This is a genomic window from Agrobacterium sp. 719_389, from assembly GCF_900188475.1.
GTDB lineage: Bacteria > Pseudomonadota > Alphaproteobacteria > Rhizobiales > Rhizobiaceae > Agrobacterium > Agrobacterium radiobacter.
In genome coordinates this window covers 369,328-381,406 of sequence record NZ_FYEM01000004.1, presented here as the reverse complement: position 1 = coordinate 381,406, position 12,079 = coordinate 369,328, and the positions used below count along the sequence as shown (strand labels likewise).

Here is a 12,079-nt window from a genome sequence, read left to right as displayed (position 1 = left end):
GGTGTATTCTCTTGTTCAAAACGTGACCGTCAAAGTCTATTCACTAGGGTCCAAATCTCTCCAGACCCCGCAAGCTTCGCCGCCCACGTTTCTCTTTCTTCTCATATTCAATTGTCAAAAAACAGACCGCATCAAACAGTCACAAAATCAAACCCCAAAAGCATCAAGCCATTGGAAACAAACAAGCATTCAGCTCATCATCCTGATTTCTTTAGAACGAAAGTCGTCGTCGCCAGCAGCGCCGCCGCCCTCGTTCAGTGAGCGGACTTATAAATCCACACCCTCAAACAAGTCAACACAAACACCGTCAAAAAACTGACATTTTTATCAAGTCATTGATTTCACTACATAGTTTCGTGGTTCGCAATAGAAATGGGGGAAAGGGGCGGAATCTTCAGACGTTTCACCACAGGCCGGATGTCTCCCCTCCATGCCTCATTGCAAATAGCGCGCCGGGAACCGCAATTTTGCCGGCGGAGCATTTGCCTTATCCTTACATACGGCTGTCAAAGCGCAGGGTCGTGCATTAGAAACGGCATATAAGACACTTACCCCCAAATCGCCGCAGGCCTGTTTGCATGACCAGAACGTCCGTCCCTATGAAGACTGAATTGCCCGAACTTCCCGTCAGAGCCGTTCTGGGCGATATCGCCGAGGCCCTGGCCGGGGCGAAGCGCGCAGTTCTTTCAGCCCCTCCGGGCGCGGGTAAAACGACGCTGGTGCCGCTTCATCTTTTGCAGCAGGACTGGCGGGGTGACGGCAAGATCATTCTTCTCGAACCGCGCCGGCTTGCCGCCCGGGCCGCGGCCGGGCGCATGGCCGAGCTGCTTCACGAAGAAGTCGGGCAAACTGTCGGCTACCGCATGCGGCTCGACAATCGCATCTCCTCGAAAACCCGGATAGAGGTGGTGACCGAAGGCGTGTTTGCCCGCATGGTTCTGGACGATCCGGAACTTGCCGGCGTTTCGACAGTGATTTTCGACGAGTTTCATGAACGTTCGCTCGATGGCGATTTCGGGCTGGCGCTTGCACTCGACGTGCAGGATGGATTGCGAGACGATCTGCGCATCCTCGTCATGTCCGCCACTCTCGATGTCGAACGCATCAGCGCGCTCATGGCAGACGCCCCGGTCATTCAGAGCCTTGGGCGAACGTTTTGGATCGACGTCCGCTATGAGGATCGTTGGCAGGGCGCACCGATTGAAGAGAAAGTCACCAGGGCGATCACCGAAGCCCATACATCGGAAACCGGCTCCATCCTTGCCTTTCTGCCGGGACAGGCGGAAATTACCCGAACGGCCGCACGGCTGGAGGGGCGTTTTCCCAATGATACGGATATCATCCCGCTTTACGGCAATCTTTCGCAGAAGGAGCAGGACGCAGCGATAAAGCCGGCGCCGGCAGGACGGCGCAAGATCGTGCTGGCCACCTCGATTGCCGAAACATCCATTACCATCGATGGCGTGCGTGTCGTGATCGACAGCGGATTGCAGCGACTGTCCGTCTTCGAACCGGCAACCGGAATCACGAGGCTCGAAACGGTGCGGGTGTCGCGCGCTTCCGCCGACCAGCGGGCGGGCCGCGCCGGGCGAACGGAACCCGGTGTTGCGATCCGCCTGTGGCATCAGGGACAGACGGCGGCGCTCAACGCCTTTACGCCACCGCAAATTCTGGCGAGCGATCTTGCCGGTCTTGCGCTCGATCTCGCCCATTGGGGTGTTCAGGACCCGTCTTCTCTTGCCTTTCTGGATACGCCCCCCGAAGCCGCACTTAAAGAATCGGTGGCGCTTCTCAAAAATCTGGGCGCCCTCGACAAAGGCGGCGCGCTGACGCAGCGCGGTCGTCTGATGCGCGGCCTTTCGCTGCCGCCGCGGCTGGCAGCCATGGTGATTGCGGCGGCGAGCGAGGGTGCAGGGAAAAAGGCGGCGATGCTCGCCGTCATGCTGACGGAACAGGGGCTCGGCGGAAACGACATCGATCTCGATGAACGGCTGCGACGCTTTCTTTCCGACAGAAGCGAAAGGGCGCAGGCGGCGCGCAAGCTGGCATCGAGGCTGTTCGATGCGATCGGCGATAAAACCGCGACAGCCGAGTTGCCGGGTGAGGCCGGTGCGCTCCTGCTGCATGCCTATCCGGACAGGATCGCGCTCCAGCGTGGCGCGCGCGGACGTTATGTGATGGCCAATGGGCGGGGCGGGGAGCTTGCCGAGACCGAGCGTCTGGCGGCGAACAAGATGCTTGTCGTGGCCGATATTACCGGACGGGCGGCGCAACCGCGCATCCTTGCGGCGGCGGGCATCGAGAGGGTCGATATAGAAGAGCGGATGCCGCACCTCATCGTTCAGCAGGACCAGCTGCTTTTCGACAGGGCGAGCGGCCAGGCGCGCGCGCGAAGGGTGACGCGGCTTGGCGCCATCATCCTCGACGAAACACCCCTGCCCCGCCCCGAGGGTGAACAGGCGGCACAGGCGCTCGCCAATGGTATCAGGGAATTCGGCATCGACATTCTTCCTTTTTCGAAAGAGACGCTGCAGCTGCGCGACAGAATCGGCTTTCTGAACGCCAGTATCGGCGACCCCTGGCCTGATGTCAGCGACGAGGCTTTGCTTTCGCGGCTGGACGAATGGTTCGTCCCTTTTCAGAACGGCGCGCGCAGCCTGCAGGACATTCGGTCCGGTAGTCTCTCCGAAGGAATCCTGTCTCTGGTGCCGCGTGAGGTGGCGCGCGACCTCGGCAGGCTGGCACCCACGCATTTCGAAGCACCGACCGGCCAGCGGCACCCTATCCGTTACGATGCCAGCGAACCCACGCTTTCCATCCGTGTACAGGAGCTTTTTGGGCTGAGAGCCCACCCGTCCATTGCGCAGGGGCGGTTGCCGCTGCTCTTGGAATTGACCTCGCCGGCACACAGGCCGATACAGACGACGCGCGATCTTCCCGGCTTCTGGGCGGGGTCCTGGAAGGATGTGAGGGCGGACATGCGCGGGCGTTATCCACGCCATCCATGGCCGGAAGACCCGGCGTCGGCGCTGCCGACCAGCCGTGCAAAACCGCGCGGGACGTGATGACGCTGAATAGGGTAAAGGAGACAAAAGTGGCTGGCCATTCGATCGAAACCACGAGGCTTGGCCGCGCCAGCCGCAGGATAAGGCTGCAGACCATTGTCTGGCTGCGCTGGCTGGCGGTTGCCGGACAGACGGCGACAATCCTGCTTGTTGCCTTCGGGCTCAATTTCCCCCTGCCGCTTCTGGCCTGCGGCCTATTGATTGCGGCACTGGCGCTCGCCAACCTGTTTCTCACCGCCCGTTTTCCCTCAACTTATCGGCTGGAGCCCTGGGAAGCGACATTGCTGCTGGCCTTCGACCTGCTGCAATTGACGGCGCTTATCTACATCACGGGTGGTCTCTCCAATCCGTTCGCGCCGCTGATCTGCGTGCAGGTCATCATAGCGTTTGCCTCACAGCCGCTTCGGCACTCGCTTATTCTTCTCGCCTTTGCCGTCATCTGCTCGACAGCGATCGCTTTTTCTCCCTTTCCGGTTCCGTGGTATCCCGGCGAGGTTTTGCCGATCCAGCTTCTGCTGCATGTCGGCACCTGGGTCGCGATCATCGCCACGACCTCGTTTGCGGCCTTTTACGCCTATCGCGTTTCGCATGAGGCAAACCAGCTGGCGGATGCGCTGGCTGCAACCGAACTGGTGCTGGAGCGGGAAAAACATCTCTCACAGCTGGATGGGTTGGCGGCGGCCGCGGCACATGAGCTTGGCACGCCGCTCGCAACAATCAGCGTCGTCGCGAAGGAGATGGAGCGGGAACTTGGGCATGACGAAAAATTTGGCGAAGATATAGCGCTGCTGCGCAGCCAGAGCGAAAGATGCCGCGATATTCTGCGCCGGCTCACCTCTCTTTCCACCGACAACGAAGAACATATGCGCCGCCTGCCGCTCTCCTCGCTGATCGAGGAGGTGATGGCGCCGCACCGGGAATTCGGCATCCGCCTCGAACTCGTTGACAAGAACAATCGCGCCGACGAGCCGGTCGGTATCCGCAATGCCGGTATCATCTACGGTCTTGGCAACCTCATTGAAAACGGCGTGGATTATGCGCGGGAAAAGGTCACCGTAACGGTGGATTACGATCAGCAGAACGTCGCCGTCATCATTGAAGACGACGGGCCGGGTTATGCCCATGATGTGCTTGCCCGCATCGGCGAGCCCTATGTGACCGAACGTCACAACGACACACGGGCGGGCGGGCTCGGGCTCGGGCTTTTCATCGCCAAGACCCTGCTGGAGCGCTCCGGCGCCAGTGTCACTTTTGAAAATCGTGGCACAAGCGAAAAGGGAGCAAGGGTCACAATCGTCTGGCCTCGAGCACTTATGGACGATAAAAGAAACCGTTGACTTTACCATCCACGTTGAAGCGGCGATAAGAAGAAGAAAACAAAGCCGACGAAGTTGCCGGAAGGCCGCAAACATGAAGACAGAAGACGAGAACAACTCCATCAGCGCGCCAACGGACGACGGCGATCCGATCGGACCCGACAGGTCGTTGCTGATTGTCGATGATGACGGCCCGTTTTTGCGCCGGCTTGCCCGGGCAATGGAAACACGGGGCTTTGCCGTCGATACGGCCGAGACGGTGAGTGACGGTATTGCCCGCTCCAGGGCTGCGCCGCCGAAGTACGCGGTGGTCGATCTGAGGCTTGCGGATGGCAATGGTCTGGAAGTCATCGAGGCGATCAGGCAGAACCGGGACGATACGCAGATCGTCGTTCTGACCGGCTATGGCAATATTGCAACCGCCGTTACCGCCGTGAAACTTGGGGCGCTGGACTATCTGGCAAAGCCCGCCGATGCGGATGATGTCTTCAATGCGCTGACGCAGCGCAAGGGTGAAAAGACCGAAGTTCCCGAAAACCCCATGTCGGCAGACCGGGTTCGGTGGGAGCATATTCAGCGCGTTTACGAAATGTGCGAGCGCAACGTTTCGGAAACGGCGCGCCGGCTCAATATGCACCGGCGCACCCTGCAGCGCATTCTCGCGAAACGCGCCCCAAAGTAACGGTATTATTCGCCGAAGCTGCGCCCGGTTGTCCATTCCGCCAGCATCAGCCGGGTCGCAGCGGTTCTTGAAAAATCCAGCATCACCGATTTGCGGGTCGCCGGCGGCAATTTATGTTCCGGCGCATCGCGCAGCATGTGGGCACCATACCCATCCGACAGGATCAGCCCGCATTCCTCCGGGAATATATCGGTCGGAACCTCCGAATGGGTGGCGAAGAACAGCCGGTCGCAATGCAGGCGATATTCAGGCCATTTGCGATCGACACGGAAATCCTCGATGGAGGATTTGATTTCGATGATCCAGATTTCACCCTTGACCGACAGACTGATGAGATCGGCCCGTCGCCCGCTTGCAAGCGGCAACTCCGGCAACACCGAATGGCGCATTTCGTGCAGAAGCACCTGAACGCCGCGGCGCACCAGCATCGCCTTGTCCGACTGGCGTCCGTCGATTAACGGATTATTGTTGGTAACGGAAAGAATAGTCATGGATAAAGGCTGCTGAAGCGTTTGGCCTATTGTTGCAAAAAGGCAATCAACCGGCAATTTTAAAGGCGCAACCGCCTCCCGGCGGCGCAACGGCTTGCCAAGAGCGGCTTAATGGAAAATAACCGATTTATCCAATTAAGCCTACTCCTTCGCACAATTTGGCGAATTTTCCGCGAGAACGACATGCGCATCCGCACTCCATTGACCTTACTCGGTCTGACGGCAGCACTGGCTCTGGCCGGCTGCGCCGAAACTACCTCCCAATCCTCCGTTCCGACATCCGGCAAGATCGCAGCGTCAGTACCGGTTGCTGACCCCGTTCCGGCGAAGGTTGAGACCGTCCAGATCTTCAACGATGTTTACGGTCCCGTGACCGATGCGGGCTATGCGCTGCCGGCCATTCCGATCAACCGCGTTAACGAGAAGTACCGCCGTCAGATCGTCGAATTCCAGACATCCGAGCGCGCCGGCACCATCATCGTCAACACGCGCGAGCGTTACCTCTATTACATCCTCTCCGGCAACCGTGCGGTTCGTTACGGCATCGGCGTCGGCAAGGCGGGCTTCGCCTGGGCCGGTGAAGCCTATGTCGCCTGGAAGCAGGAATGGCCGATGTGGCATCCGCCGAAGGAAATGGCGGACCGCAAGCCGGAAGTGGCCAAGTATGTCGAGGCCGGCATGGGCCCGGGCCTTTCCAACCCGCTCGGCGCGCGCGCCATGTATCTCTTCAACGAAAAGGGACAGGATACGCTGTTCCGCATCCATGGTTCGCCCGAATGGGCCTCGATTGGCACCGCCGCCTCCTCCGGCTGCATACGCATGATCAACCAGGACGTCATCGATCTCTACAGCCGCGTCCGCCCTGGCCGCAGCACGAAAGTCGTCGTGATCCAGTAAGGATCAGATACCGGATAAGAAAAGGCCGCCGTGGATATCCCCCGGCGGCTTTTTTGTTTCTCAGGACTGCTGACGGTTTCAGGCCGCCTGTTTGTCCTTCAGTTCCAGACGACGACGGTGCAGAACCGGTTCGGTGTAACCATTCGGCTGTTCGCGGCCCTTCAGCACCAGTTCGACAGCCGCCTGAAATGCCACCGATCCGTCGAAATCGGATGCCATCGGCAGATAGGCCGGATCACCCGCATTCTGCGTATCGACCACGGCGGCCATGCGCTTCATGGTCTCGACGATCTGCCCCTCTGTCACCACGCCATGGCGCAGCCAGTTCGCCATGTGCTGCGCGGAGATGCGAAGCGTGGCGCGGTCCTCCATCAGCCCGATATTGTTGATATCGGGCACCTTGGAGCAGCCGACGCCCTGATCGACCCAGCGCACGACATAGCCGAGAATACCCTGCGCATTGTTGTCGAGTTCACGCTGGATTTCTTCCGGCGTCCAGTTGGGACGCGGCGCGACCGGCACCGACAGAATATCAGAAAGCTTTGCACGGCTGCGGCTCTTCAATCCTTCCTGCACCGAAGCGACATCGACCTTGTGATAATGCGTGGCATGCAGCGTCGCTGCGGTCGGTGACGGCACCCAGGCGGTATTGGCGCCAGCCTTGGGGTGCGCGATCTTCTGCTCCAGCATCGCCGCCATCAGATCCGGCATGGCCCACATGCCCTTGCCGATCTGCGCATGACCGGAAAGCCCACATTCGAGGCCGATATCAACGTTCCAGTTCTCGTAAGCGGCGATCCACGCCGCCTGCTTCATATCGCCCTTGCGGATCATCGGACCTGCTTCCATCGAGGTGTGGATTTCGTCGCCCGTGCGGTCGAGGAAGCCAGTATTGATGAAAACGACGCGATCCTTCGCAGCGCGAATGCTCTCCTTGAGGTTGATCGTGGTACGGCGCTCCTCATCCATGATGCCCATTTTCATGGTGTTCGGCGTCATGCCTACAAGCTTTTCGACCTGACTGAAGGTTTCATTGGCGAAGGCCACTTCCTCCGGCCCGTGCATCTTCGGCTTGACCACATACATCGAACCGGCACGGGAATTCTGACGACGCCCGGACAGGCCAACATCATAAAGAGCGATCAGCGCCGTGACGACGGCATCCATGATGCCCTCAGGCACCTCGCGGCCGTCCCTGTCGAGGATCGCCGGATTGGTCATGAGATGACCGACATTGCGCACCAGCATCAGGGAACGGCCCGGCAGCGTCAGCGCCGCGCCATCGGGAGCCGTGTAATAGCGATCCGGATTGAGGCTGCGGGTGAAGGTCTTGCCGCCCTTCGAAACCTCCTCCGTCAGGTCGCCGCGCATCAGGCCAAGCCAGTTGCCATAAACCAGCACCTTATCCTCGGCGTCGACGGCAGCAACCGAATCCTCACAATCCATGATGGTCGTCAGCGCCGATTCAAGAATGACATCGGAGATGCCCGCCTTGTCGCCCTTGCCGATTTCGGTCGAGGGATCGATGACGATTTCTGTGTGCAAACCGTTCTTGCCGAGCAGGATCGTTGCAGGCTTTGCCGCCTCGCCGCTGAAACCCTTGAACTGGGCTGCATCCGTGAGGCCAGTCTTGGCGTCGCCGGTGGCAAGCTGCAGCAGGCCATCCTCGATCTTGAAACCGGTCACATCGGACCAGCTTCCCGTCTCCAGCGGCGCGGATTCATCGAGGAAGTTGCGAGCCCAGGCGATGACCTTCTCGCCGCGCCTTGGGTTATAGCCCCTGCCCTTTTCCGCATCGTCAGCATCGGAAATGGCGTCCGTGCCGTAAAGCGCATCGTAGAGCGAACCCCAGCGGGCATTCGCGGCGTTCAGTGCATAACGTGCATTCATAACGGGAACGACGAGCTGCGGGCCGGCAACGGCAGCAATTTCAGGGTCGACATTGCTGGTTTCCACCTTGAAGTCAGGGCCTTCCGGCAGCAGATAGCCGATTTCCTTCAGAAAGCTCTCATAGGCGTCAAAATCTACCGGAGCACCATTCTGCCGATACCAGCCATCCAGTTTTTCCTGCAGGGCGTCGCGTTTTGCCAACAATTCACGGTTCTTCGGAGAAAGCTCGTGAACAATGGTCGAAAAACCTTCGAAGAACGCCTCACTGTCCAGACCCGTGCCCGGCAGGACGTCGTCAGTCAAAAAGGCATAAAGCCTGTCATCGATGGAAAGACCGAATTTATTCGTGCGGCTCACATGCGCCTCCTCTATTCTGGAAGCACAGATTGGACGCGGAGACGGGCGCTCGTCAATTGCGGCAGGCAGCCAAATATTATTTCCGTTTTGGAAATAATGCGGGTGATAGTCGCCTTTTTCTACAAAAGACCCTGCAGGTCCTTGATGCGGTCGTTCACCAGCCAGCCGTAATAATTTTCCTCTGGCAACAGGGGCTGCTCCCCGCCTGAGGCGCGCTGGCGGTTCTTCTGGGCAAGCGCGGCAGCACGCTGCTGCGACCCGCCGACATTATAAAGCGTGGAGGTCACGCCAGGATTTTTCGAAATATCCATATCGGCAATCGACCGGTAATCATCGATAGACTTGCGGATGGAGGCGGCCATGAAGGCGAGTGACCGGTCCGGGTCCATGATCGCCGTATAGACCGCTGTGGCGTCGTTTTCATCCAGCTTCTCGTAGCCGGAGGTTCTCGACACCATGTCGGACAACATCAGCGCCGTCAGCGGATTGATCTGGCCGAGGCCAAAGGTCTGGCCGGCATAAAAGGGCTGGAAGAATACGGCGCTGAAACGGTTGTTCGGATAGGCAACGCCATCAACGGTCTTGCCACGGAAACTATCGTCCCAGACGTCTTCACGGCAATTCCAGAGGCCGTAGGAATCCTTTTTCGACTGGCATTTGGCAAATTGCGAATGCGTCAGAAACTGCGCGATGGTTTCGTCCTTGTAGCCGAAACGGAAGCTGCCGCCGGCATAGGAGGCGGCCTTGACGTAATAGGACTGCAGCCGGTCATAAGCGTCGACATTATAGGTATGCTCGCCTACGATCGCGCCGATCATATGGATCGGATCGATGCCATAGCGCCCGGCCGTCGACTTGATCTTGGTAATCAGGGCCTTGTCGGAGGACAAAAGCTCGATGACCTTCTGGTATTTGCGCTCGAAAGAGGTGTTAGACGCCTTGGTTCTTTTTGCGGAAGCACCGGGCACGCCCGGCTGTTCGGCATTGCGATTGCCCGGCGGAACGACCGTCGCGGCTTCGACGTAAGAAGACGCGGCGACGGTAAACGTCAAAGCAGCGGCAAATGCCAGAAGAGTTTTGCGCACGAGCGAATGCCTTTTCTCAAGCCTGCGGCTTCTGCCAGCGAAATACGCTGGAAAAACCGGATCATTCCACTAAAGCGGTTCCAACCGGAATGCAGCCCTTCCCATAAACAAAATGCGGGCTGAATGCGAGACAAGGCGGATAAAATAAAAGAGTGCGGCAAATATGGCCGCACTCTTCTTTCTCGGATCCCCGAAGTCTTCAGAGAATGTAGCGCGACAAATCCGTGTCGGCGGCGAGATCGCCCACATGTTTTTTGACATATTCCTGGTCGATCTTGATGGCGGAGCCGCCGCGATCCGGCGCGTTGAAGGAAATCTCGTCCAGAACGCGCTCCATCACCGTCTGCAGGCGACGCGCACCGATGTTCTCGACCGACGAATTGAGATGAACGGCCACATCGGCCAGAGCATCGATTGCGTCATCGGTGAAATCGAGATCCAGTTCTTCCGTCGCCATCAGCGCCTTGTACTGGCGGATAAGGCTTGCTTCCGTTTCCGTCAGGATACGGCGGAAATCCTCCTTCGTCAGCGGCTTCAGCTCGACGCGGATCGGCAGGCGACCCTGAAGTTCCGGCAGAAGATCCGAAGGCTTCGCCACATGGAACGCGCCCGATGCGATGAACAGGACGTGGTCGGTTTTGACAGGGCCATATTTCGTCGAGACTGTGGTGCCTTCGACCAGCGGCAGCAGGTCGCGCTGCACGCCTTCACGCGAGACGCCCGCGCCCATGCCGCCATCGCGGGCGGCGATCTTGTCGATCTCGTCGAGGAAAACGATGCCGTCATTTTCGACCGATTTCACCGCTTCGCGCTGGATCATTTCATTGTCGAGCAGCTTGTCGGATTCGTCGCGGATGAGATCGGCATAGGATTTTGATACCGTCGTGCGCACCTTCTTGGTGCGTCCGCCCATGGCCTTGCCGAACATTTCCGACAGGTTGAGAACGCCGATATTGGCGCCCGGCATGCCAGGAATTTCGAAACCGGGCATGCCCGAGCCGCTATCCGCCACCTCGATGTCGATTTCCTTGTCGTCCAGCTCGCCATCACGCAACTTCTTGCGGAAGCTTTCACGCGTGCCGGGCGATGCCGTGGATCCCACCAGCGCATCGAGCACCCGTTCCTCGGCGCTCTGATGCGCCTTGGCCTGCACTTCTGCGCGTTTCTTTTCACGCACGAGGCCAATGCCGATCTCGACCAGATCGCGGATGATCTGTTCGACATCGCGGCCAACATAGCCGACTTCGGTGAACTTCGTGGCTTCGACCTTGATAAAGGGGGCGCCGGCAAGCTTGGCGAGACGGCGCGAAATCTCCGTCTTGCCGACACCTGTCGGTCCGATCATCAGAATATTCTTGGGCATGACTTCGTCGCGCAGGCTCTCATCGAGCTGCTGGCGGCGCCAGCGATTACGCAGCGCAATCGCGACCGCACGCTTGGCTTCATGCTGGCCGATGATGAAGCGGTCGAGTTCCGAGACGATTTCCCGGGGAGAAAAAGTTGTCATTCTATCCTCTCGGCTTTCCTGCTCCGGCCGGCCATCCAGGCCCGGCCCACAGGACCCATTGGTGAGAAATTGAGCTTACTCAGCGTCGAGGGTTTCGACGACGAGATTGTGGTTAGTATAAACGCAGATATCGGCTGCAATATCGAGCGACTGGCGCGCCACCTCTTCGGCGGACTTGTCTGTGTCCATCATGGCGCGGGCCGCCGCAAAGGCGTAATTGCCGCCGGAACCGATGGCGATCGCGCCGTGTTCCGGTTCCAGCACATCGCCATTACCGGTGATGGCAAGCGTGGTGGTTTTATCGGCCACCAGCATCATCGCTTCAAGATTGCGCAGATATTTATCCGTGCGCCAGTCCTTCGCGAGCTCGACGGCGGCGCGCATGAGCTGGCCCGGATATTGCTCGAGTTTCTTCTCAAGACGGTCGAGCAGCGTGAAGGCATCCGCCGTCGCACCGGCAAAACCGGCAATCACTTCACCTTTGCCGATACGGCGAACCTTACGGGCATTGCCCTTCATGACCGTCTGGCCAAGGCTCACCTGGCCATCGCCAGCCATGACGACCTTGCCGCCCTTTCTGACTGTAATAATTGTTGTCATCAAACACCTGTCTGCTCTGCCGGGCCTGGGGTTAACGGGCCGGATGCGGCCCTTCTCGGTTTCTATGTAAGTTTGCTTTTCACGATTGCAATCTTCGCGGCGACGCACCGTTTTCGGCGTGTCATGCAAGACGATGGAACAACTGGATATTTGTGTCCCGTGCTGATAAGGAACGGCAACATTTTCACG

General features: G+C 58.9%; 10 protein-coding genes. 5 read left to right on the top strand and 5 right to left on the bottom strand.

Annotated elements, in window-relative coordinates:
* From CFB10_RS24140 to CFB10_RS10610, 4 genes are all read left to right on the top strand, one after another.
* The coding region (locus CFB10_RS24140) for a hypothetical protein (protein WP_210190110.1) at window positions 1-261 on the top strand (261 nt) is incomplete at its 5' end.
* 338 nt (window positions 262-599) lie between these two features.
* A complete protein-coding gene (hrpB, locus tag CFB10_RS10620; RefSeq protein ID WP_020010661.1) occupies window positions 600-3,065 on the top strand; it encodes an ATP-dependent helicase HrpB in 2,466 nt (821 codons plus the stop codon).
* Between the two features lie 29 nt (window positions 3,066-3,094).
* Complete coding sequence (actS, locus tag CFB10_RS10615; RefSeq protein WP_081629558.1) at window positions 3,095-4,402, top strand: two-component system sensor histidine kinase ActS; 1,308 nt, start codon at window positions 3,095-3,097, stop codon at window positions 4,400-4,402.
* Between the two features lie 73 nt (window positions 4,403-4,475).
* Window positions 4,476-5,063, top strand: a complete 588-nt coding sequence (locus CFB10_RS10610; protein WP_020010663.1) for an ActR/PrrA/RegA family redox response regulator transcription factor — start codon at window positions 4,476-4,478, stop codon at window positions 5,061-5,063.
* Between the two features lie 5 nt (window positions 5,064-5,068).
* Here the strand turns inward: CFB10_RS10610 and CFB10_RS10605 are convergent, their stop codons facing one another.
* Window positions 5,069-5,554, bottom strand: a complete 486-nt coding sequence (locus CFB10_RS10605) for an MmcB family DNA repair protein (RefSeq protein ID WP_020010664.1) — start codon at window positions 5,552-5,554, stop codon at window positions 5,069-5,071.
* A gap of 183 nt (window positions 5,555-5,737) precedes the next feature.
* Here CFB10_RS10605 and CFB10_RS10600 point away from each other — a divergent pair, with 183 nt between their 5' ends.
* Window positions 5,738-6,451, top strand: coding sequence for a L,D-transpeptidase (locus tag CFB10_RS10600; protein WP_020010665.1), 714 nt, complete (start codon window positions 5,738-5,740; stop codon window positions 6,449-6,451).
* 78 nt (window positions 6,452-6,529) lie between these two features.
* Here CFB10_RS10600 and CFB10_RS10595 read toward each other — a convergent pair whose 3' ends face one another.
* From CFB10_RS10595 to hslV, 4 genes are all read right to left on the bottom strand, one after another.
* The gene (locus CFB10_RS10595; protein ID WP_020010666.1) at window positions 6,530-8,698 is read right to left on the bottom strand and encodes a malate synthase G; all 2,169 of its coding nucleotides are present in this window, start codon (window positions 8,696-8,698) and stop codon (window positions 6,530-6,532) included.
* Between the two features lie 119 nt (window positions 8,699-8,817).
* Window positions 8,818-9,783, bottom strand: coding sequence for a DUF1402 family protein (locus CFB10_RS10590; RefSeq protein WP_020010667.1), 966 nt, complete (start codon window positions 9,781-9,783; stop codon window positions 8,818-8,820).
* Window positions 9,784-9,982: 199 nt separating this feature from the next.
* Entirely contained in the window at window positions 9,983-11,290 is a 1,308-nt protein-coding gene (hslU, locus tag CFB10_RS10585) for an ATP-dependent protease ATPase subunit HslU (RefSeq protein ID WP_020010668.1), read from the bottom strand.
* Between the two features lie 75 nt (window positions 11,291-11,365).
* On the bottom strand, window positions 11,366-11,890 hold the full coding sequence (hslV, locus tag CFB10_RS10580; protein WP_003505389.1) for an ATP-dependent protease subunit HslV: 525 nt from the start codon (window positions 11,888-11,890) through the stop codon (window positions 11,366-11,368).
* Window positions 11,891-12,079: the final 189 nt, after the last annotated feature.

Coding starts and splice junctions, on each gene's coding strand:
- hrpB (WP_020010661.1), top strand. CDS start 600: ATGAAGACTGAATTGCCCGAACTTCCCGTCAGAGCCGTTCTGGGCGAT.
- CFB10_RS10610 (WP_020010663.1), top strand. CDS start 4,476: ATGAAGACAGAAGACGAGAACAACTCCATCAGCGCGCCAACGGACGAC.
- CFB10_RS10605 (WP_020010664.1), bottom strand. CDS start 5,554: ATGACTATTCTTTCCGTTACCAACAATAATCCGTTAATCGACGGACGC.
- CFB10_RS10600 (WP_020010665.1), top strand. CDS start 5,738: ATGCGCATCCGCACTCCATTGACCTTACTCGGTCTGACGGCAGCACTG.
- hslU (WP_020010668.1), bottom strand. CDS start 11,290: ATGACAACTTTTTCTCCCCGGGAAATCGTCTCGGAACTCGACCGCTTC.
- hslV (WP_003505389.1), bottom strand. CDS start 11,890: ATGACAACAATTATTACAGTCAGAAAGGGCGGCAAGGTCGTCATGGCT.